This window comes from Bradyrhizobium sp. DOA1, assembly GCF_001593325.1.
In the GTDB taxonomy this organism is placed as follows: domain Bacteria; phylum Pseudomonadota; class Alphaproteobacteria; order Rhizobiales; family Xanthobacteraceae; genus Bradyrhizobium.
In genome coordinates this window covers 2,193,706-2,214,644 of the sequence record NZ_JXJM01000001.1, presented here as the reverse complement: position 1 = coordinate 2,214,644, position 20,939 = coordinate 2,193,706, and the positions used below count along the sequence as shown (strand labels likewise).

19 protein-coding genes are annotated in these 20,939 nt (G+C 63.7%); 13 read left to right on the top strand and 6 right to left on the bottom strand.

The window, feature by feature from the left end; all coding sequences use genetic code 11:
* Together SE91_RS10380 and SE91_RS10375 are read right to left on the bottom strand one after the other, a co-directional pair.
* A partial coding sequence (locus SE91_RS10380; RefSeq protein ID WP_061851079.1) for an alpha/beta fold hydrolase occupies positions 1-510 on the bottom strand: 510 nt, incomplete at its 3' end.
* A gap of 167 nt (positions 511-677) precedes the next feature.
* Positions 678-1,814 (bottom strand): hypothetical protein, encoded by a 1,137-nt coding sequence (locus tag SE91_RS10375; RefSeq protein ID WP_061847544.1) that lies wholly within the window; start codon positions 1,812-1,814, stop codon positions 678-680.
* Positions 1,815-2,120: 306 nt separating this feature from the next.
* Between SE91_RS10375 and SE91_RS10370 the strand changes: the two genes are divergently transcribed.
* Positions 2,121-2,366: a zinc-finger domain-containing protein gene (locus SE91_RS10370; RefSeq protein WP_008562814.1), complete on the top strand. Its 246-nt coding sequence runs from the start codon at positions 2,121-2,123 to the stop codon at positions 2,364-2,366.
* A gap of 19 nt (positions 2,367-2,385) precedes the next feature.
* The gene (locus tag SE91_RS10365) at positions 2,386-3,588 is read left to right on the top strand and encodes an FAD-dependent monooxygenase (protein ID WP_061847543.1); all 1,203 of its coding nucleotides are present in this window, start codon (positions 2,386-2,388) and stop codon (positions 3,586-3,588) included.
* 21 nt (positions 3,589-3,609) lie between these two features.
* On the opposite strand, the gene SE91_RS10360 is transcribed toward SE91_RS10365, so the two are convergent.
* Positions 3,610-4,035, bottom strand: a complete 426-nt coding sequence (locus SE91_RS10360; protein ID WP_061847542.1) for a hypothetical protein — start codon at positions 4,033-4,035, stop codon at positions 3,610-3,612.
* Between the two features lie 722 nt (positions 4,036-4,757).
* Between SE91_RS10360 and SE91_RS10355 the strand changes: the two genes are divergently transcribed.
* The 5 genes from SE91_RS10355 (at position 4,758) to SE91_RS10335 (ending at position 9,159) form a co-directional block, all read left to right on the top strand.
* Positions 4,758-5,243: a transketolase C-terminal domain-containing protein gene (locus SE91_RS10355; RefSeq protein ID WP_197489452.1), complete on the top strand. Its 486-nt coding sequence runs from the start codon at positions 4,758-4,760 to the stop codon at positions 5,241-5,243.
* Entirely contained in the window at positions 5,240-6,412 is a 1,173-nt protein-coding gene (locus SE91_RS10350; RefSeq protein WP_197489451.1) for a DegT/DnrJ/EryC1/StrS family aminotransferase, read from the top strand. The genes SE91_RS10355 and SE91_RS10350 overlap by 4 nt, the downstream gene beginning before the upstream one ends.
* A 136-nt stretch (positions 6,413-6,548) precedes the next feature.
* Positions 6,549-7,145: a D-sedoheptulose-7-phosphate isomerase gene (locus tag SE91_RS10345; protein WP_061847540.1), complete on the top strand. Its 597-nt coding sequence runs from the start codon at positions 6,549-6,551 to the stop codon at positions 7,143-7,145.
* Positions 7,146-7,197: 52 nt separating this feature from the next.
* Positions 7,198-8,136, top strand: a complete 939-nt coding sequence (locus tag SE91_RS10340) for an NAD-dependent epimerase/dehydratase family protein (RefSeq protein ID WP_061847539.1) — start codon at positions 7,198-7,200, stop codon at positions 8,134-8,136.
* 75 nt (positions 8,137-8,211) lie between these two features.
* Positions 8,212-9,159, top strand: a complete 948-nt coding sequence (locus SE91_RS10335; RefSeq protein WP_061847538.1) for a GDP-L-fucose synthase family protein — start codon at positions 8,212-8,214, stop codon at positions 9,157-9,159.
* Positions 9,160-9,188: 29 nt separating this feature from the next.
* On the opposite strand, the gene SE91_RS10330 is transcribed toward SE91_RS10335, so the two are convergent.
* On the bottom strand, positions 9,189-10,493 hold the full coding sequence (locus SE91_RS10330) for a hypothetical protein (RefSeq protein WP_245318421.1): 1,305 nt from the start codon (positions 10,491-10,493) through the stop codon (positions 9,189-9,191).
* 328 nt (positions 10,494-10,821) lie between these two features.
* Between SE91_RS10330 and SE91_RS10325 the strand changes: the two genes are divergently transcribed.
* Positions 10,822-12,072 carry a multidrug effflux MFS transporter gene (locus SE91_RS10325; RefSeq protein WP_061847536.1) on the top strand — a complete coding sequence of 417 codons (1,251 nt, stop codon included), beginning with the start codon at positions 10,822-10,824 and terminating at the stop codon, positions 12,070-12,072.
* 53 nt (positions 12,073-12,125) lie between these two features.
* Entirely contained in the window at positions 12,126-12,263 is a 138-nt protein-coding gene (locus SE91_RS36990) for a hypothetical protein (protein WP_197489450.1), read from the top strand.
* Positions 12,264-12,272: 9 nt separating this feature from the next.
* On the opposite strand, the gene SE91_RS10320 is transcribed toward SE91_RS36990, so the two are convergent.
* Both SE91_RS10320 and SE91_RS10315 read right to left on the bottom strand, forming a co-directional pair.
* Positions 12,273-13,868, bottom strand: coding sequence for a glycosyltransferase family 39 protein (locus tag SE91_RS10320; protein ID WP_082813911.1), 1,596 nt, complete (start codon positions 13,866-13,868; stop codon positions 12,273-12,275).
* Between the two features lie 227 nt (positions 13,869-14,095).
* A complete protein-coding gene (locus SE91_RS10315; RefSeq protein ID WP_061847534.1) occupies positions 14,096-15,703 on the bottom strand; it encodes an ABC transporter substrate-binding protein in 1,608 nt (535 codons plus the stop codon).
* Between the two features lie 270 nt (positions 15,704-15,973).
* On the opposite strand from SE91_RS10315, the gene SE91_RS10310 reads away from it, so the two are divergent.
* From SE91_RS10310 to SE91_RS10295, 4 genes are all read left to right on the top strand, one after another.
* The gene (locus SE91_RS10310; RefSeq protein ID WP_061847533.1) at positions 15,974-17,104 is read left to right on the top strand and encodes a M20/M25/M40 family metallo-hydrolase; all 1,131 of its coding nucleotides are present in this window, start codon (positions 15,974-15,976) and stop codon (positions 17,102-17,104) included.
* A gap of 198 nt (positions 17,105-17,302) precedes the next feature.
* The gene (locus SE91_RS10305) at positions 17,303-18,244 is read left to right on the top strand and encodes an ABC transporter permease (RefSeq protein WP_008562920.1); all 942 of its coding nucleotides are present in this window, start codon (positions 17,303-17,305) and stop codon (positions 18,242-18,244) included.
* Between the two features lie 19 nt (positions 18,245-18,263).
* On the top strand, positions 18,264-19,151 hold the full coding sequence (locus SE91_RS10300; RefSeq protein ID WP_008562921.1) for an ABC transporter permease: 888 nt from the start codon (positions 18,264-18,266) through the stop codon (positions 19,149-19,151).
* Between the two features lie 135 nt (positions 19,152-19,286).
* Complete coding sequence (locus SE91_RS10295) at positions 19,287-20,936, top strand: ABC transporter ATP-binding protein (protein WP_061847532.1); 1,650 nt, start codon at positions 19,287-19,289, stop codon at positions 20,934-20,936.
* The last annotated feature ends 3 nt before the right edge of the window (positions 20,937-20,939 follow it).

The following is a 20,939-nucleotide window of genomic DNA, read 5'->3' as shown; positions in this document are numbered from 1 at the left end:
ATGGTCGGAGCGGGTCTGGTCGGCGAAGGCGCGAAAGGTGCGGCCCATGGGATCGGTGACGTCTTCCAGCGAGGGCGCCTCCAGCGCCTTCGCGACGTTCTCACCGGGGCCGGTGCCTTCGATCAGACCGCCGATGCCGATGCCGCCGAGGATCGCCGAGCGCAGGCGATGCGGCTCGTTGAGCGCGAGCCACGCGGTCATCCGCCCGCCCATCGAATAGCCCATGATGTCGGCCTGCGGGATCGCGAGATGATCCATCAGCGCGAGCACGTCGCCGGCCATGACGGGAATCGAATATTGCGCGGGCTCGTAGAGCTTCGCACTCTCGCCATGGCCGCGGTTGTCGAGCGCGATGACGCGGCGGCCGTTCTTGCGCAGCTCCGAGACCCAGGTCGGATAGACCCAGTTCACGTTCTTGCTGGAGGCAAAGCCGTGCACGAGGATGACCGGCTCGCCCTCGCCTTCGTCGAGATAGGCAATTTCAACGGCGCCGTTGTGGAAGCTCGGCATCATCAGTTCCGGGAGGTCTCGAGGGGGACAAGCCGATCTTAGAGCATGATCCGGAAAGTTGTGCAGCCGTTTTTGCGCGCGGCAAACGCGGAACGCGTTTGCGTGGAGATCATGTGCTCAAACAATAGCCTGGAGCGCGGCCACGAATGACCGCAATCTGGTCGCGTTTAGGCCCGAAGGCCTGCCTCCGACAGAGCGGCCTCCGCGGCGATCTGCGCCCGGCGGAGCCGCTTCGCGCGCGTGCGATCGCACCAGGCCTGGGTGAGACGCTCGGTGGTGGCCTTGATCGAGGACAACAGGCCAAACAGCGTCAGCGCCGCACCGAACAGCCAGAGCGCCAGATCGAACATGCCGCCGACGAGCAGCAATGCACCGCGGCCCAGCAGCTTCATGATGGCGCGAGTCTTGCCGCCCTGGGCTTCCGCGAGCCGCGCCGCGCGCGCGACGTCCTTGGGACCTTCGGCGATCCGCAACGTGTCCATCGCCCCGCGGGTGCCGGTCTTTTCGGCAACGCGCGTCACGTCCTTGCCGAGCCGGACCAGCGCGCCCGCCTTCTCGGCGCGGAACGCAGCCTTGATCGCGCGCACGGTCTCGCCCGGGCGCAGCACCGAGCCCTTGGCGACCGCATTCTGGAGCATCGGCGTGTCGACGACCTCGCGCGCGGACCGGCCGGCCCATGCGGCAAGCCCCTCGCCGAGCCGCCCCACCTTGCGCGCGTCCTTCACCAGCGTCAGCCCGGCGCGCACCGGCGCGGCGCCACCGACGGAGACATAGGTTGCCGCGGTCACCGCAAGGCCGGCCGCCGCAAGCCCGAGCACGAGGCGGTCGGTGTCCTCGCCCAAGGCGAGGTGCTTGCCCTCGCGGACGATGTCCCTGATGTCGCCGAACACGAAGAGATCGCCGGCCACCGTTCCCGACAGGCTCGCGACGTCCTCGGCATTGCCGGTGACGAGGCCGGTGGCAAATCGCTTGGCGAATTGCGAGGTGGAATTCTCCGCCTTGACCGCATCGTTGACCCGGCTGAGGAGATCGTCCGGCAGCGCGATGTTGCGGTCACGCGCGAGCGCGACGAAACTGTCGGCGAGGTCGGCGTCACCGGCCGCAAGCGCGGCCTCGATGTTGTCCTGAACCAGGCGCTCGTTCTGCCGCAGCAGCACGTCGAGCTTGAGCTCGGAGAGTGCGACCGGATCGTCCTGCGCGGCGAGGATCGCGCCGGCCTCACGGGCATAGGGTGCTACCTGCGCGAGCATGAAGCTGCATGCCGCGATACCGGCCAACGCTGTGCTGATTCGCAGCCATTTCATGCGGAAAACCTGGAAGGTCCTGAAATCGTTGACGCCTGACGATTCGTCTCTGGCCGCAACTACGTTCGTCCCACAGACATAGTACGCCAAAATTGCGACACAACGTCCCCGACGAAAGAAGGGCTTCTCTCAGGCCGCAAGATTGTGTCGAATTTGCATGAGCAAATGAGCATGGGGCGTTGCGGAGCTTTCGGTTCCGCTGGACTAGCAATCATCCATACCCGCCAGTATGGTCCGCGGCGCCATAATGATGCCGCGTCAGTTGTGATTGTATCTGCCGCCATTGCCACTCCAGGATGAGTTACGATGTCCGACCATGTCGTCCCGCACTTCCACAACGATGCCGGTGTTCCCGTCATCGAGATCGGCTCGCAAGAGTTCATGTGCGTGGGCGCCAACCCTCCGTTCGATCATCCGCACGTCTTCCTCGACCTCGGCAACGACAACGAGATCATCTGCCCCTATTGCTCGACGCTGTACCGCTTCGCGGCCGACCTGAAGCCGGGCGAAGCCCGCCCGCCGGAATGCGTGCTGAAGGACAAGGTGGCCTGACCGCCCGTATCGGTCAGGGGTGGCGCTCTCCCGAACGATTGTCATCGCCGGTGCCGGCATCGGTGGACTGACGGCCGCGCTTGCGCTCGCGGCCCGCGGCTTCCGCATCGTCGTGCTGGAAAAGGCCGAGCGGCTCGAGGAAGTCGGCGCCGGCCTGCAACTCTCCCCTAATGCCAGCCGCGTGCTGGTGGAGCTCGGCCTCGCCGAGCGGCTCAACGAGCGCGCCGTGACGCCGGAGGCGGTCTCGATCATGAGCGCCCGGGCCGGCGGCGAGCTGCTGCGCATGCCGCTCGGTGAAGCCGCCTCGGCGCGCGCCGGCGCGCCCTATTGGGTGGTGCACCGCGCCGACCTGCAATCCGCGCTCGCCGGGGCCGTTTCCGACCATCCCGACATCGACCTAAAGCTGGGCGCGACCTTCGAGGACGTGGCGCCGCACGCCAAGGGGCTAACAGTGGTCCATCGCAGCGGCACGATCCGCCGCAGCGATCTCGCCAGCGCTTTGATCGGCGCCGACGGCATCTGGTCGACGGTCCGCCAGCATCTGTTTCCCGAGGTGCAGCCGCGCTTCTCGGGCCTGATCGCGTGGCGCGGCACGCTCGATGCCACGCAATTGCCGAAGGATTACACCGCGCGCCGGGTGCAGCTCTGGATGGGCCGGAACGCCCATCTCGTGGCCTATCCGATCGCGGGCGGACGCCAGATCAACGTGGTCGCGGTGCTGCCCGGCACCTGGAACAGGCCGGGCTGGAGCACGCCCGGCGATCGGCGGGAGGTGATGGACGCCTTTGCCGCGCCCCATTGGCCGGCCTCGGCGCGGATGATGCTCGCCACGGTCGACAACTGGCGGAAATGGGCGCTGTTCGGCGTTCCCGACGGCTGTCCCTGGAGCAATGGGCCGATCGGGCTGCTCGGCGATGCCGTGCATGCGATGCTACCGTTCGCGGCGCAAGGCGCCGGCATGGCGATCGAGGATGCCGCCGTGCTCGCCCGGCATTTGAACGTCGGGACAGCCGAAAGCACTGCGGACATCACGGCCGCGCTGACGCAATACGGCCGGGCACGCCAAGCGCGCGTACGGCGGGTGCAGCGGACGGCGCGGCAGCAGGGCCGCATCTACCATTTCGCCGGGCCGCTCGCGCTCGCGCGCGACCTTGCGATCCGCGCCCTCGGCCCGGACCGCATGCTGGCGCGGCAGGACTGGATCTACAATTGGCGGCCGTGACGCGTGCTCAGGTGTGGCGGGTCAGCGCGCGCCACTGCCGGATCTCGGGGCGGGCTTGATCGCCGGCGGCTGCGGAGCTGACGCCGTCGGCGCGGCATTCGGCGGCGTTTCCCGACACCTATTGCGGTGCCAGGCATCCTCGACGAGTTGCGACTGGCCCCGCACCGCGACGTATTCGTTGCGATAGGCGAGCTCGGATACGACGGCGCCGCCGACGCCGGTCTCCGCCTTATCCATCAGCCGCTGCAGATCGGCCGTGCGGGCGGCGAGCGCCTTGCGCTCCGCCTCGAGCTGCTTGCAGTCGTACAGTTCGTATTTGCCGGGATCGGCAAAAGCCGGCGCGACCGTCTCGCTCATGCCGGCGCAGCCGGACAGCGCAAGGCCAGCCGCAAGCAGCGCCGGCAGCGCGACGGAGCCGCGCAGGAAACATGAAAACGAAGCAGCCATGCCGGATGAATAGTCCCCGTAAATTGAGAATGCCTAAAGCAACAACAGATGTCCGGATTGAGGCTTCCGTGGCGGGACCGGTCGGCTGACGCGGGAATCGCAACGACCGGTCGATCAAGCAGGCCGATCCAGTGCTCAAAGCGTGTGCGAAAACAACTGTATTCTCTTTGCCTTAAACTATTTGCGCCGTATAGATGGGCCGATGCGGGCGTGGCGGAACTGGTAGACGCATCGGACTTAAGCCATTGAGTGCCCTGGGGGAAACCCTGGGAGCAGAACTGCTCAAAGTCGGGGAAACCTTCACTGGCAATCCCGAGCCAAGCCTCCGTCAGGGGGAAGGTGTAGAGACTAGACGGGCAGCACCTACAGCGGACAAACGCCAGGGTGAAGGGATAGTCCAGACCACGAACGCCGGGTGGGCGGCGGCGAAAGCCGAAGTGGTAAGAAAATCCGTGGGGCCGCAAGGCCTGTGCCGGTTCGAGTCCGGCCGCCCGCACCAAGTCCGAGCAAGCGCGGACTTAGTGTTGATGCGTTTGTCGTTCCGGCATCATTGGCGTCGCTCGTCCAGCTGATCCGAAATTGGGGCTGCCGACTTTTTGTTTAGCAATGATGCCGCCCAAGACGGAGACGCCTAGCACATACATCCACCCCTCAGTGAAATCAGATAAGTGAGAATTGAAGAGGGACCCAACGAAGTTCTGAACCATAACGATCAACCCCAATTGCCCGTCCTGTACCCGGACGGCCCGCCGGATGTCACGAAGGGATTTCACGTTCACCGCCGCGGCCGGAAGATCTGTCTTGTCGCCACGGGTTACATGGTCCACACGGCATTCATCGTCGCCGACCGGCTACGCGAAGCCGGAATCGACGTTGGCCTCGTCGACCTGTTCGACCTTGCGCGCTTTTCCGCGAAGGCGCTGCACGACGAGCTGTCGCCGTACCAGACCATCGTCAGCATGGAAGAGGGATTCGCCGGCCGCGGCGGCCTCGACGCACTGCTCTACAATTTCCTCGGACATAGCGCGCTGGACGCCAAGCTGCTCAACGTCGGCGTCGAAGGCGGCTATCGCTTCGAGCTCGGATCGCGCGCGGAATTGCATGAGCAGGTCGGCATAGGCCCCGACGTGGTGACCAAGCGCCTGCTGCAGATTTCGGCATCATCCTCCAAGACTCTCCCTCCCCTGAACGGTGGTCGCCCGCAATGAAATTCCCCCTGATGCGCAACAATATCGCGCGCGAAGATCTGGACGCTCTGATCGAGCACTTGAAGCAGGACGACCCGATCCTCACCAACGGTCCGAACGTCCGCGCGTTCGAGCAGGAATGGAACGAGTGGCTGGGCACCAAGTACAGCGTCCTCGTCAACTCCGGGGCCTCTGCCAATCTCCTGACGATGGCCATTCTCAAGATTCGCCATCCCGAGGGTGGCGAGGTGATCGTGCCGCCGCTCACTTGGATTTCGGACGTCGCGTCGGTGATCCAGAACGGCTTCACGCCGGTGTTCGTCGACATTGATCCGACGACCTTGGCGATGGATGCAACGAAGATCGTCGATGCCATCACCGAACGGACACGTGCCGTATTTCTGACCCATGTGCAGGGCTTCGACGGACTAACCGACGAGCTGATCCAGCATCTCGAGAAAGCGGGAATTCCGCTGATCGAAGACGTTTGCGAATCTCACGGCGCGACGCATCGCGGCAAGAAGCTCGGCAGCTTCGGCTGGATATCGAATTTCTCCTTTTATTATGCCCACCACATGACGACCATCGAAGGCGGCATGATCTGCACCAACGATCATGCGGCCTATCAAGCGGCAAGAATGCTGCGGTCCCACGGCATGGTGCGAGAAGCCAACGATCCGGCCATCAAGGAGTCCTACGTTGCGGCTCACCCGGATCTGAATCCGGATTTCATCTTCGCCCACGCCGCCTATAACGTGCGCAATACGGAGATCGGGGGCATCCTCGGCCGGCGGCAGCTTCCGCGGCTCGACGCGAACGTAGAACGCCGGACAGCGAACTTCCTTCGTTTCCTGTCGCGCATCAACCCCGAGAAGTTCCGTACGGATTTCAAGACAGAGGGCTCCAGCAACTACGCCTTCAATCTGGTGCTGCGTCAGCCCGATATGGACCTCGCCGAACGTCTGATGTCGGCCATGCGCGCCGCCGGCATCGAGTTTCGCAGAGGCAGCGCCGGCGGAGGCAATCAGCTCCGTCAGCCATATCTGAAATCGTTCGTCCCGGCCGAACATTACAAGAAATTCCCGCAAACCGACCACATCCACTTCTTCGGCTTCTACATCGGCAATTTTCCCGACCTCAGAATTGATGAGGTCGATGAGATTTGCGCCATCCTCAACGCGGTGAACTGAGATCAACAGCCATGCAGGCAATCCTGGCGGTCGACAAGAATAGGCGTCTCCACGGCGCGGTTTCCGACTTGCCCCACGAGCAGTGTCGCGCGGCCGACCTATCGGGATTCGGTTCTTGCCCCGTCGGAGTGCCGATATGACCGCCGCGAGAGCAGCCCTACTGACGAGACTGACGGCCTCGATCGAGGCGAAGCGAGCGCTCCTATCGGATCTGGACCGGATTGCCGCATTCGAAGCAATTGCCGATGTCGTCGGCGCTACGTACAAGTCCGGCGGGCGTCTCCATATCGCGGGCAATGGCGGATCTGCGGCGGATGCCCAGCACCTGGCTGCCGAGTTCGTCAGCAAACTCGCCCGAGATCGCGCGCCGTTGGCAGCGGAGGCACTGACCGTCGATACGTCGATCCTGACCGCAATCGGGAACGACTATGGGTTCGATGCGGTCTTCTCCCGCCAGATCGAGGGAAAGATGACGGCCAAGGACATCTTTCTCGGAATAACCACATCCGGCAATTCGAGGAACATTCTCGAAGCGCTGCGCACTTGCCGCAAGCTGAACATCCGTACGATCATCTTCTCGGGCGGCAATGGCGGCCTCGCTGCTGAGGAAGCCGACCATTGCTTGCTCGCACCCAGCGAGGTGACCAGCACCATCCAAGAAATGCACATCATCTTTGCGCACGCACTCTGTGAATGCGTAGAGAATGCCATGTTTCCGGTCCGATCCACGTGACGCACGCTGTAGACGCGAACTCAGGCCATTCATAACAAGGGAAGCCCCCAATATGAGCTACAACATTCTCGTGACTGGCGGCGCCGGTTATATCGGATCAACCCTGGTTCCCCGACTGTTGGACGCTGGCCACAAAGTGACCGTGCTGGACAATTTCATGTTCAAGCAGTCCAGCCTCAACCAGTGCTGCCATCACGAAGGCTTCAGCGTGGTTCAGGGTGACATCCGCAGCGAACAGACCATGCAGCCACTCCTGAAGAAGGCCGACGTCATTTTTCCTCTCGCGGCTCTGGTCGGAGCTCCGCTGTGCAGCCGGGATCCCATTGGAGCAAAGACGACCAATCACGACGCCATAACGATGATGTTGAAGCATGTGTCCCGCAATCAGCGGATCATCATGCCGACGACGAACAGCGCCTACGGCTCCGGCGACGAGAACAATTATTGCACGGAGGAATCTCCGCTGCGCCCGATCTCGCAATATGCAATCGACAAGGTGGCCGTTGAAAAAGAGCTGATGGAGCATCCGAACGTCATCAGCTTCCGGCTGGCGACCGTGTTCGGAATGTCCCCCCGCATGCGTCTCGACCTGCTGGTCAACGACTTCGTCTACCGCGCGGCAAACGACCGTTTCGTCGTCCTCTTCGAGGGACATTTCAAGCGCAACTATATTCATGTCCGCGACGTCGCACGGGTCTTCGAGCACGGGCTTGACAACTTCGAGAGCATGAAGGGCCAGATCTTCAATGTTGGTCTTTCAGACGCGAACGTGTCCAAGAAGGAACTCTGCGAACACATCCAGAAATTCGTCCCTGAGTTTTGTTTTGTGGACGCCGAGGTGGGTCGCGACCCCGACCAGCGCAACTACATCGTCTCCAACGCGAAGGTCGAGAAGACCGGATATCGCCCCAATGTTTCGCTGGATGATGGCATCCAGGAACTGCTGAAGGGGTTCGTCATGATCAAGAACAGCATCTATGCGAATGTTTGACCATCGACCGGTGGGCTGGTCATCGATCCTGGCTTGCCCGCCCGAGGTGGTCTAGACGTCAGCGAGGGAACGCCGATGGCGAACGTGCCGTTTGAGTTGAAGGGAAAGAGCGTTTTTGTCGCTGGCCACCGGGGAATGGTCGGCGGCGCGCTTGTCCGCCGGCTCGAGCAGGAAGATGTTCGACTGGTGACCATCGAGCGAAAGGAGCTCGATCTGCGGGACCAATCGGCGGTCTTCGCCTGGTTCTGCAAAGCGCGCCCCCAGGTGATATTTCTAGCCGCGGCCAAGGTCGGCGGAATCGTTGCCAACAATACTCTGCGCGCCGAATTCATCTACGACAACATCGCCATTGCCGCGAACATCGTTCATGCCGCGCATCTGAACGCCGCGGAAAAGCTCATGTTCCTGGGCTCCTCCTGCATCTATCCGAGGCTCGCCGCCCAACCGATGCGCGAAGATTCGGTACTGACCGGCCCGCTTGAACCGACGAATGAGCCCTATGCGATAGCGAAGATCGCCGGCCTCAAGATGGTGGAGGCCTATCGAAGCCAATACGGCTCTGATTTCATCAGCGTCATGCCGACCAATCTCTATGGCCCCGGTGACAACTATCATCCTGAGCACAGCCATGTGATGGCCGGCTTGATACGCCGCTTCCACGAAGCCAAGCTATCCGGCGCAGCACGCGTGGCCGTCTGGGGGACGGGTGCACCGAAGCGTGAATTTCTATACGTTGACGACATGGCGGATGCTTGCGTGCGCCTGATCAAGACCTATTCGAGCTCCGAGCTCGTCAACATCGGCACCGGCGAGGAGGTCACTATCGGTGAACTTGCCCGCCAGATCGCGGACACCGTCGGCTATCGCGGCGAGATCGTCTTCGACACGTCGCGTCCCGACGGCTCGCCGCGCAAGCTGCTCGATACGAGTCGGATGGCCGAGCTGGGATGGCAGGCGCGAACGCCGCTCAAGGAGGGTCTCAAGCTGGCTTACGCGGCTTATTTGTCGAAACAAGCAGCTTAGCAGGCGAAGGCTGCCCTCGCCTGAACCAATTAATCCTGCTCGAGGCGCTTGGGCTCCGCGCGAAAATCGAGCAGCACGATCCAGAAGCAAACCAGCGCGATGACGAGGAGGATGAAACTGCCCTCGAATGGCGCCCCGAGAAGCGAGATCAGGGACGGAAAGGCGAGGCCGACGGTGAGAATGCCCGCGAGTGCCATGGCCGGAAGGTCGACCACGAGGATCGCGGCATAGAGCGCGAGCTCGAAGAAGGCATATTCCTTGAGGCGCGGCGAGCTGAGATAGAGCGCGAACATCGCCAGCACCGTGATGCGCATGGCGACGCGGGGATGATCCATCAGCCAGCGGTCCAGGCGCATCGGAAGCGATCCCCCTTCGCCTACCGGCCGGCTGCCGACCGCGCGCAGGACGGACAGGGCGAACGGCACCAGCACGAGCGCGAGCGCGGCGAGCGCATAGGCCGCGAACAGCGCGGGCTTGCCGCCACCGATCCCGGCATGGTCCATGACGCTCAGCACCAGCAGCAGCAACGACGGATTGGCCTCGAGGAGATCGACAACATGCTGGCCGGGGATCTGCCCCGCCATCGCCAGCTGCCAGCTTGCGAACAGGTCAGGATACAGCAGCTTCGATATCAGGATCGGCACGCCAAAGCTGAAGGCCGCCACTGCGATCAAAGCCAGCTTGCGGCCGCGCGGCAGCGGCAGGAAATAGAGCGCCGCGAGCACCGGGAAGAACACCAGCTTGAACGAGGTGACGAGGCCCAGCAGCGCGGCGCCGGCCAGGCGCCACGAGAAGCCCTGATCTTTCGAGGCTTCCGATGGAAGCGGCCGAAGCAAGAGCTTCAGCGCGATCGCGGTCAGCAAACCGCTCAGGATCGCAAAATTCCCAGATGCCACCACCCATTCGAAACCGACGAACGCGCCGAGCGCGCAGAGCACCCGGAGCGCAACATCACGCGCGCTCGAAGGCGCTCGGCCAAGGCCGGGCAAGAGCAGCCCGCAGAGCACGGCGAGGACGACAAAGATGCCTCTGTAATGCTCGACTAGAGCGCCGCCGGCGCAGAGGGGGCGGAAGACGTCCAGCGTCACCGGCAGATAGGGATAGGAGAGCTTGGTGCCCTTCAGGTTCTTGACGAAATAGGGATCCCGGCCCTCCACATGCGCCTCGACCGCCGCGCAATTGACCCGGGCGTCCCAGCCATATTTCAGATCGAGCGTGGCGTCGTTGGCGAGATTTCCGAGCACGAGCAGCGCCGTCAGCGCGATCAGGCAGGCAAGCCAGACGTTCCGCCGTGCAGCCGCCGAAGGTGCCAGCCATCGTACAGCATCTGTCATGTCGGACACTGGCAAATACCCTGTTTGGCTGGTTTCTCTGGGCCGGTGCGGCGCCTCATTGTCTCAGCCATACTGTGAACAGGACGCGTTTCGGTTTCATCCTGCCCGGTCGGAAAGGCCGCACCGGCCGCCGATCTTTGGGAAGGATGGTGAATCACTCGTTTCCAGCCGGGCAATTGCCCGAGTTGCGGGTGCTGGCCGGCAAGGAGCGGTGATATCTCACCAATTGTTGTTCGCCCTGCCCCCGCCTGACAGCCATCTCGAAACGGGGGTTGTGCAATGCAGCATGGGAAGAAATAAAAACCCTCGATTTCAGAGGTGAGCTTCCTTGTCCGACGTCAATGCCGACGATTGGGTGTCCTCCGGACACCGTCCCATGGGTTTTCCCGAATTCGTCATCGTGATCGCGTCCATCATGGCGCTGAATCCGCTTGCGATGGACATGATGCTGCCGGCCCTGCCCAACATCGGCACCGCCTTCAAGATTCCGGTCGCCAACCATCTTCAGCTGGTGCTGTCGACGTTCCTGATCGGCTTCGGCGCGGGCCAGTTCGTCATGGGCCCGCTGTCGGACCGGTTCGGCCGCCGTCCCGTCTTGCTCGGCGGCATGACGGTCTATGCGGTCGCGAGCGTGCTCGCGATTGCTGCCCCCACATTCGAAACGCTGCTGTTGGCCCGTGCGCTGCAGGGTTTTGGCACCGCGGCGACGCGGGTGATCGCGACCTCGATTGTCCGCGACTGCTATGTCGGCCGCCGCATGGCCAGCGTGATGTCGCTCGCGATGATGGTGTTCATCGCAGTGCCGGTAGTCGCCCCGTCCTTCGGACAGGCAGTGCTTCTGGTGTCCCAATGGCGCGGCATCTTTGTCGTGCTGACGCTGTACGGTCTGCTCGCGCTCGCATGGAGCGTGCTGCGCCTGCCGGAAACCCTGCCCGAGTCCGAGCGCCGCTCGCTGGCGCTTGGCGACGTGCTCGCGGCTTTCCGGCAGACCGTGACCCACCGACAGACCATCGGTTATGCGATGGCCGCGGGCAGTGTCATGGGCGCATTGTTCGCCTTTGTGTTTTCGGCGCAGCAGGTCTTCACCGGCATCTACCGTCTTGGCCATTATTTCCCCTTGGCCTTTGCGGCGATCGCAGCAGGCGTTGCCATCGCGGGCTTCCTAAACGCCAAGCTGGTCGGGCGGCTCGGCATGCGCGTGATCTCGCACGGCGCGCTGACGCTCTACACCGCGGTCGCCGGCGTCATGCTGATGACCGAAATTCTCGGCGTGCTGCCGCTGTCGCTGTTCATGGTGCTCTCCGCCCTGATGATGTTCTCGTTCGGCATGATGGTCGCCAACTTCACCGCGCTCGCGATGGAGCCGCAGGGCCACATCGCCGGCACCGCCTCCTCGCTCTACGGCTCGATCACGACGCTGATCGGAATCGTGGTCGGCATGGCGATCGGCCAGAGCTTCGACGGCACGCTGCTGCCGTTCTCGGTCGGCTTCTTCCTGTCGACGCTCGCCGCGCTCGCGATCGTGCTGGTGGTGGAGAAGGGGCGGCTGTTCAGGCCGCATCATCGCCCGACCGCCTGAGGAACCAGCGGGCCAGCTCGATGTTGTACTGCAGCAAATCGAAAGGCTGCGGTATGGAACTGGAACACCACAACGACGATCGGGGCGCGGAACCGCAGCAGATGGAGCAGTCCGAGCCGGCCGAACAGACGGCGTTCACGCCGCCTTTCGTAAGCGAGGGGCTCGAGCGGCTGCGCGATAGCTACTGCTGAGCACGACAGCTAATCCAGCGCCCGCCTGCTGCCCCTGAAATCATCGGCTGTGCTTTCGGCAACCGCATCGCTCCGGCGCGGCGGCACCATCAGCACGACCACGATCCGCGTCACACCAGCCCTGCCTGCCAGCGACGCCTGCACGGTAAACTCACGCCTGACGACGGATCCGGCCCGCGGCGACACCCAGTCCATCCATCGATTGCAATAGTCCTGGCCCCGGAAGCAGAGTGCTGCCCAACCCCGGTCCAGCGACTGCTGCAACGAGCCCAAGCTGCGTTGATAGTCGAATGCTCGTTCATGGTGCGGATGGTCGGAACTATAGAAGGCCATGGCAAAGGCCAGCGGATCATCGCCGCTCACGATGCTGAGCGGCTTGTCCGTCAGCTCGCGCCATTCGCGCGTCAATTTGCTGGCCGCCTCTGCGTAAAATTCGCGCCCTTCCTCGTAGCCGTGACCGTTGCGGTAGACGGCATGGATCGGCGCAGCGACCAACACGGCGGCGAGCGCGATGCCGGCCGTGATCACGGTGAGATTGACCGTATAGAAGCGCTCGATCGGGTAGCTCGCGCCGCAGACCACGAGAACGGCGAACAGGAACAGCCCCTGCAACGCCCATAGCGAGGGCAGATCCGTGCCCATCACCAGTGACGTCGAGACCGGCAGCATGATTGTGCCGATCGTGACGTAGAACAGAAGCCGCGCTCCCGGATTCATGGCGGCGAAATCGGCCGGAAACTGCTTCAGCCGCGTGCCGGCGATGAACACCCACAGCACGGCCGAAATGCTCATCGCCGCCGCGAGCCCGAGCACGAAGTTCTTCGCCTCGCCGAGGGACATCGTTGCATAGCTGCCTGCGTGCACCAGTGCGTAGACGAAGGTCGATGCTCCCGTCGTCGCGAGCCAATGGATGTGCGGTGACAGCGTCGCGAGCCCGACGACGATCGAGATCCAGGGCGAAGCCGAGGTGAAATAGGCGCGCCGTGCTGGGTGGGCCAGCGCTGCAAATGCGAAACTCGCCACGAGAAAGATCGAATAATATTTGCCCAGCATTGCCAGCGCCGTCGTGCATCCCGCCGCGACGGCCCAAGATGCGGCGCGCGTCTCGAAGGCGCGCAGGAAGCACCAGGTTGCCAGCGGCCAGGTCGCGAGCAGCACCGCATTGGCATTGAAGCGCTGGGCATGGAATTGATAGGCCGGCGTCAGCATCAGCAGCAAAAGCACCAGCACGCGCTTGTGCCCCGTCACGAATTGCCGCGCGATACGATCGACGAACACCAGCGCAAGCCCGGCATTGGCCATTGCCATCAATTGCAGCGACCAGTCGGTGGACGGGAAGATCGCGGTCCAGGCGGCGACGACCCAGCCGCTTAACGGCGGATGCTTGTGATAGCCCCACTCGAAATGCCGGCCCAGCGTCCAGGCCTCGAGCGTATCAGGGTGGAGGCCGCCGCCGGCATAGGCGACAATCAGATAGAGCGTCCAGATCGCGACGAAGCAGGCGATGAGAAGCGGCACCGCCCAGCCCGCCTCGACACCACCATCGAGCCAACGCAGGAAAGGCCGCCGCCATTGCGCCGGCGCGCGATCCGACCTTTCGGCCATCGCCTGGAATGCAAAATCGATCGGCACGGGAATCAAATAAGGAAAGAGAAGCGAAAGGACGCCACATCTATTTCAACAGAGAAGCAAATGGCAATGCTTGGAAACTGGAAGAGTTAAAGTCATCCACCATCCCGACCGGCCGAGGACAGGACAAAAAGAAAACGGCGCCGCTGAGGACAGCGGCGCCGCGTCACAATGGAGATGAAGGGCGCAAGGGGCCCTCCCGCCTACTCCGTCTTGTCGATATTCCAGAACACCGGCGTGGCGGGACCGTCGAGCACGCCCTTCAGCGATTTGCGCCAGCCGCTCGGCAGCAGGTACTGCCCCAGCGGAATGTAGATCACCTGCTCATAGGCCTGCTTCTGGATATCGGCGGCGATCTTCTTCTGCTCGTCGATCGAGGACGCGCGGACGAAGGCATCCTTGAGCTGCTCGATCTTGGCGTCTTCCGCCCAGCCGAACCAGCCCTTCTTGCCCTGGCCGCCGATCGAGAGATTGGCGATCGGGTTGGAGACGTCGGCCGCGACCCAGTTGGTGAAGAACATGTTCCAGCCGCCTTCCTTCGGCGGCTTCTGGCTGGCGCGGCGGCTCACCACCGTCTGCCAGTCGGTCGCCTGCAGGTCGACCTTGAAGCCGGCCTCGCGCAGCAGCTGGGCCGCAACGATCGGCTGCGCCTTCAGCGTCGTGACGTCGCCAGGCGCCATGATCACGATCGGCGTGCCGTCATAGCCGGACTCGGCGAGTGCCTTCTTGGCCGCCGCCATGCCGCCGCCCTTGGTAAGGGTCTCGGCGCCGACCTCGGTCGCGAGCGGCGTGTCGCACACGAAGAAGGCACCGCAGATCTTCTGATACTTGGCGTTGCCGACAAGCGCGTCGAGCACGTCCTTCTGGTTGATCGCCAGGAAGGCGGCACGGCGCACCTTCACGTTATCGAACGGCGGATGTAGAAAGTTCATCCGGCCGAGCGTCTGAAAGCCGAACTTGTTCAGGGTCTCGACCGTGAGCTCCTTGTTCGCTTCCAGGATCGGCAGCATGTCGAACGGCAGATTCTCCATGAAGTCGATGTCGCCCGACTGCAACGCGTTCACCGCGGTTTGCGAGTCCGGCATGGTGATCCACTCGACGCGATCGACCTTCACCACCTTGCCGCCCGAGGTCCAGCTCGCGGGCTCCTTGCGCGGCACGTAATCGGTGTTCTTGACGTAGACCGCCTTGACGCCCGGCTGGAATTCCGACGCCACGAACTTGAACGGGCCCGAGCCGATCTGCTCCGGAATCTGTTTGTCCGCCGGCGTCTCCGCGAGACGCTTCGGCATCATGAAGGCGACGCGCGAAGAGGGTTTTCCGATGGAGTCCAGCACGAGGCCGTAGGGCTCCTTCAGCTTCAGCGTGATGGTCTTGGCGTCGGTCGCCTCGATGCTCGCGGTGAAGTCCATGAGCTTCTGGCCCATGCCGTCGACCGCGGCCCAGCGCTTGAGCGAGGCGACGCAGTCTTCCGCCGTGACCGGCGCACCGTCATGCCACTTCAGGCCGTCGCGCAACGTGAAGGTGTAGGTGAGCTTGTCGTCGGAGATCTTCCAGTCCGCCATCTGCGGCTGGACCTTGAAGTTCGAATCGGTGGCGACCAGCGTGTCGTAGACCATGTAGCCATGGTCACGCGTAATGTAGGCCGTGGTGAAGATCGGATCGATGATGCGCAGGTCCGAATGCAGCACCGCCGTGATGGTCTTGCCGGCGGCAAACACTGGCGAGGCCATCGCCGTGGACAGCGCGACGACCGACAGCGCAAGTTTGGAGGCGAACGCGCGAGGCCCCCGGCGCAAGAAGTTAAACATGGAAAGTTTCTCCTGACGTGAAACTGTTCAAAGGCAGATTATTGGTTGAGCATCCGGTTCGTTCTTTGGGCGAACTAACCCCATGCAATGCCTTTATCTTTTCAAGACTTGCAGACAGTGCCGAGCGCGTCAATCCGGTTTCGCTGCAAGCCCTCGCGGCGTGCGCACGGGCTCCACAAGGATCGGTTTAGCTCTACAACTCTCTCCGTTCGTCCTGCCCCGCGCCGATGCAATGCGCGTTCCACCTTGCGAAGCTTGAGAGACATTGAGATGAATCCAGCCAATCTTCCCTTCGATTCCGAGGCGATGCTCCAGGGCCTGCGCGGCTGGGTGGAATGCGAGAGCCCGACCTGGGACGCCGATGCCGTGAACCGCATGCTCGATATCGCAGCGCGGGATATGGCCATCATGGGTGCGACGATCGAGCGCATCGCCGGTCGCCAGGGCTTTGGCGGCGTGATCCGCGCGCGCTTCCCCCATCCCAAGCAGGGCGAGCCCGGCATCCTGATCGCCGGACATATGGATACCGTCCACCCCGTCGGCACCATCGAGAAGCTGAAATGGCGGCGCGAGGGCAACAAGTGCTACGGCCCCGGCATCTACGACATGAAGGGCGGCAATTATCTCTCGCTCGAAGCGATCCGGCAGCTGGCCCGCGCGGCCTTCACCACGCCGCTGCCGATCACGGTGCTGTTCACGCCGGATGAGGAAGTCGGCACGCCGTCGACGCGCGACATCATCGAGGCCGAGGCCGCGCGCAACAAATACGTGCTGGTGCCCGAGCCCGGCCGCGCCGACAACGGTGTCACCACCGGACGTTACGCCATCGCGCGTTTCAATCTCGAGGCGACTGGACGGCCGAGCCACGCCGGCGCAACGCTGTCGGCGGGGCGCTCGGCGATCCGCGAGATGGCCCGCCAGATCCTCGCGATCGACGCCATGACCACGGACGACTGCACCTTCTCGGTCGGCGTCGTGCATGGCGGACAATGGGTCAACTGCGTTGCCACGACCGCCACGGGAGAAGCGCTGTCGATGGCCAAGCGCCAGGCCGATCTCGACCGGGGCGTCGAGAGGATGCTGGCGCTATCGGGCACGACCAATGATGTGACCTTCAAAGTCACCCGCGGCGTGACGCGCCCGGTGTGGGAACCGGACGCCGGCACCATGGCGCTGTACGAAAAGGCCCGCGGCATCGCCAAGTCGCTCGGCGCCGAATTGCCGCATGCGAGCGCCGGCGGCGGCTCCGACGGCAATTTCACCGGCGCCATGGGGATCCCAACGCTCGACGGCCTGGGCGTGCGTGGTGGCAATGGCCACACGCTGGAGGAGTATATCGAGGTCGAAAGCCTGGTCGAAAGGGGGCGGCTGATGGCGGGGCTGCTGGCGACGCTGGAGTGATTTCTGAGCCCGTCATTCCGGGACGGTCCGGAGGACCGAACCCGGAATGACGACACGAAGAGAGCACCGCCTCCCCCAAACGGCCGACCACCCTGCAAAAGCTGTGGCCCGGATGGCACGGGAATTGCTGAAATGTTAGGCTGGTGGCAGGCTCGCCGAAGGCCCTGCCCGATTTGACTCTAATCTGACGGATCCAACTTGCTCGGATATCTCGTTCGCCGAATCTTCGCCGCTGTGCCCGTGATGGGCGTCGTCGCGCTGTTCGTCTTCCTGCTGCTCCGCCTCACCCCCGGCGATCCCGCCGCCATTCTTGCCGGCGACAACGCGACGCCGGAACGGCTGGAGCGCATCCGCACCTCGCTCGGCCTTAACGAGCCCTTGATCGTGCAGTTCGTCACCTGGGTGAACAAGCTGCTGCACGGCGACCTCGGGACCTCGCTGATCTCCAACCTGCCGGTGATGAAGATGATCAGCCAGCGCGTCGAGCCCTCGATCTCGCTCGCGCTGTGCACCATCGTCCTCGCCGTGATCGTCGCGGTCCCCTTGGGAGTGATCGCCGCCTGGAAACACGGCACCTGGATCGATCGCTTTGTCATGGGCTTGTCCGTGCTCGGCTTCTCCGTGCCGGTGTTCGTGATCGGCTATCTGCTGATCCAGATATTCGCCATCGAGCTGCGCTGGGTGCCGGTACAGGGCTTCCGCAGCATCTTCAACGGCTTCGGGCCGTTCTTCGAGCGCATCATCCTGCCGACCTGCGCACTCTCCTTCATCTATGTCGCTCTGATCGCACGCATGACACGTGCCGCGATGCTCGACGTGCTCGGCGAAGATTACGTCCGCACCGCGCGGGCCAAGGGCATCAACGAGGTTGCGGTGATGATGCGGCATGCGCTGCGCAACGCCGCCGTGCCTGTGATCACCGTGATCGGCACCGGCTTTGCGCTGCTGATCTCCGGCGTCGTCGTCACCGAGAGCGTGTTCAACATTCCCGGCATCGGCCGCCTCACCGTGGATGCGGTGCTGGCGCGCGACTACCCGGTGATCCAGGCCATGATCCTGCTGACGTCGCTGATCTATGTCATCGTCAATCTCCTGATCGACGTCGCCTACACGCTGCTCGATCCCCGGATCCGGTACTGAGGCAAGGGTAACAACAAGTATGTCCGTCGATAGCCTTCCCCAGTCGTCCATTCCGATCACGTCGCCGCTGCGGCCGCGCTTCGGATTCCTCACCTCGACGCCGATCATCGCGACGGCCACCGTCCTGCTCGGGCTGATCGTGCTGATCTCGATCCTGGCGCCCCTGATCGCGCCGTATGATCCGATCCAGCTCGCGCCGTCGCAGCGGCTGAAGCCGAGCTCGGCGCAGTACCTGCTCGGAACGGACGCCTACGGCCGCGACGTGTTGTCGCGCGTAATCTATGGCGGCCGCATCTCGCTGCTGATCGGCATCGGCGCGGCGATCCTGTCGATCGCCATCGGGCTCGCGATCGGTCTCGTCTCCGGCTTCTTCAAGCTGGTCGATGCCGTGCTGATGCGCGTCATGGACGGTCTGATGGCCATGCCGAGCATCCTGCTCGCGATCGCCGTGGTCTCGCTGTCCGGCGCCAGCCTCTGGACCGTGCTGATCGCGATCACCATTCCAGAAATCCCGCGCGTGGCGCGCCTGGTGCGCTCGGTGGTGTTGTCGGCACGCGAGGAGCCTTATGTCGAAGCCGCGATCTCGGTCGGCTCGTCCTTGCCGAAGATCATGTGGCGGCACCTGATGCCGAATACGGTGGCCCCGCTGATCGTCCAGGGCACCTATATCTGCGCCTCCGCGATCCTGACCGAGGCGATCCTCTCCTTCCTCGGCGCCGGCATCTCGCCGGAGACGCCGACCTGGGGCAACATCATGGCCGAGGGCCGGCAGTATTTCCAGATCAAGCCGTCGCTGATCTTCTACCCGGGCCTGCTGCTCTCGATCGCCATCCTCAGCATCAATCTGATCGGCGATGCCGCCCGCGACGCCCTCGATCCGCGCATGAAGCAGCGGGAGGGGAAGTGATATCCTCAGTTTCGTCATTCCGGGGCGCGACGAAGTCGCGAACTCGGAATCCATCTCACCACTTGCATCGCGGCTCAATGGATTCCGGGCTCGCGCTCACGCGCGCCCCGGAATGACGAGCGAGAGTTTGGCGGCATGACCAACACCATCCTCGACATCAACAACCTCGTCGTCTCGGTCGGCAAGAAGCCGGGCGCAACAAAGATCATCGACGGCATCTCGATCCAGGTGCGCGAGCGCGAAACGCTGTGCCTCGTCGGCGAAAGCGGCTCGGGCAAGTCGGTGACCTCGCTCACCACGATGGGCCTGTTGCCGAAGGGCACGCTGGTGCCGACGAGCGGCAGCGTCAAGCTGGTCGGCGAGGAGCTGCTGACCGCGACCGACCGCCGCCTGCGCCAGCTGCGCGCCACCCAAATGGCGATGATCTTCCAGGAGCCGATGACCGCGCTCAATCCGGTGGTGCCAGTCGGCCGCCAGATCGACGAGGTGCTGCGCGCCCACACCGATCTCGACGGCAAGGCGCGCAAGAAGCGCATCCTCGACATGATGGAGCACGTCCGCCTGCCGCAAGTCGAGCGCATCTTCGCTTCCTATCCGCACCGCCTCTCCGGCGGCCAGCGCCAGCGCATCATGATCGCGATGGCGCTGGTGCTCGAGCCGAAGCTGCTCATTGCGGACGAGCCGACCACCGCGCTCGACGTCACCACGCAGAAGCAGATTCTGACGCTGATCCGCGACCTCCAGCGCGATCACGGCACCGCGGTGCTGTTCATCACTCACGACATGGGCGTGGTCGCCGAGATCGCCGACCGCGTCGCGGTGATGCGGCAGGGCCGGCTGGTCGAGACCGGACCGCTTGAGACCGTGCTGCGCAATCCGACCATGGAATACACCCGCAACCTGCTGTCGTCGGTGCCGAGCCTGGTGCCGCGGCCGCCGCGCGAGGAGAGCCGCGAGCCCGTCGTGCTCGAAGCCAACGAGCTCAGCAAGGTCTACAAGGAACGTTCTTTCTTCGGCAAAGGTCGCGAGGTGCTTGCCGCCGACAAGGTGACGCTGACGCTGCGCAAGGGCCGCACGCTCGGCATCGTCGGCGAGAGCGGCTCAGGCAAGTCGACGGTGGCGCGCTGCATCGTGCGCCTGATCGATCCGACCTCCGGCGGCGTGCGGCTCGCCGGCCGCGAGATCGCCGACATCTCGCGCCGCCTGCTGCAGCCGCACCGGCAGAAGATCCAGATCGTGTTCCAGGACCCCTACCGTTCGCTCAACCCGCGCGTGACCGTCGGCGAGAGCATCGCGGAAGGCCCGATCAATTACGGCGCGGCGCATGCCGACGCGATGAAGCGGGCGCGCGAGTTGCTCGAGCTCGTCGGACTGCCGGCCGATGCGGTCACGCGCTATCCGCACCAGTTCTCCGGCGGCCAGCGCCAGCGCATCGCCATCGCGCGTGCGCTCGCGCTCGATCCGGACGTGCTGGTTGCAGACGAGGCCGTCTCCGCGCTCGATGTCTCCGTGCAGGCGCAGGTGCTGGAACTGCTCGACGAGATCCAGAAGCGGCTCGGCATCGCGATCCTGTTCATCACCCATGACCTTCGCGTCGCCGCGCAAATCTGCGACGAGGTCGTGGTGATGCAGCATGGCCGCGTCGTCGAACAGGGCCCCGCCGCGGAAGTGCTGACGCATCCGAAGGAGGCCTATACCAAGGCGCTGCTGGATGCCGCTCCTGGGCGCGACTGGGACTTTGCGAACTTCCGGCCGGTGTCGGAGGGCGTGGGGGCCAGCGCGTAGGAT

Excerpts from the sequence above, each read along its gene's own strand:
- SE91_RS10330 (WP_245318421.1), bottom strand. The coding sequence starts at position 10,493 with ATGACAGATGCTGTACGATGGCTGGCACCTTCGGCGGCTGCACGGCGG.
- SE91_RS10320 (WP_082813911.1), bottom strand. The coding sequence starts at position 13,868 with ATGGCCGAAAGGTCGGATCGCGCGCCGGCGCAATGGCGGCGGCCTTTC.
- SE91_RS10315 (WP_061847534.1), bottom strand. The coding sequence starts at position 15,703 with ATGTTTAACTTCTTGCGCCGGGGGCCTCGCGCGTTCGCCTCCAAACTT.
- SE91_RS10370 (WP_008562814.1), top strand. The coding sequence starts at position 2,121 with ATGTCCGACCATGTCGTCCCGCACTTCCACAACGATGCCGGTGTTCCC.
- SE91_RS10350 (WP_197489451.1), top strand. The coding sequence starts at position 5,240 with ATGAAATTCCCCCTGATGCGCAACAATATCGCGCGCGAAGATCTGGAC.
- SE91_RS10300 (WP_008562921.1), top strand. The coding sequence starts at position 18,264 with ATGTCCGTCGATAGCCTTCCCCAGTCGTCCATTCCGATCACGTCGCCG.
- SE91_RS10340 (WP_061847539.1), top strand. The coding sequence starts at position 7,198 with ATGAGCTACAACATTCTCGTGACTGGCGGCGCCGGTTATATCGGATCA.
- SE91_RS10360 (WP_061847542.1), bottom strand. The coding sequence starts at position 4,035 with ATGGCTGCTTCGTTTTCATGTTTCCTGCGCGGCTCCGTCGCGCTGCCG.
- SE91_RS10345 (WP_061847540.1), top strand. The coding sequence starts at position 6,549 with ATGACCGCCGCGAGAGCAGCCCTACTGACGAGACTGACGGCCTCGATC.
- SE91_RS10375 (WP_061847544.1), bottom strand. The coding sequence starts at position 1,814 with ATGAAATGGCTGCGAATCAGCACAGCGTTGGCCGGTATCGCGGCATGC.
- SE91_RS10335 (WP_061847538.1), top strand. The coding sequence starts at position 8,212 with ATGGCGAACGTGCCGTTTGAGTTGAAGGGAAAGAGCGTTTTTGTCGCT.
- SE91_RS10310 (WP_061847533.1), top strand. The coding sequence starts at position 15,974 with ATGAATCCAGCCAATCTTCCCTTCGATTCCGAGGCGATGCTCCAGGGC.
- SE91_RS10295 (WP_061847532.1), top strand. The coding sequence starts at position 19,287 with ATGACCAACACCATCCTCGACATCAACAACCTCGTCGTCTCGGTCGGC.
- SE91_RS36990 (WP_197489450.1), top strand. The coding sequence starts at position 12,126 with ATGGAACTGGAACACCACAACGACGATCGGGGCGCGGAACCGCAGCAG.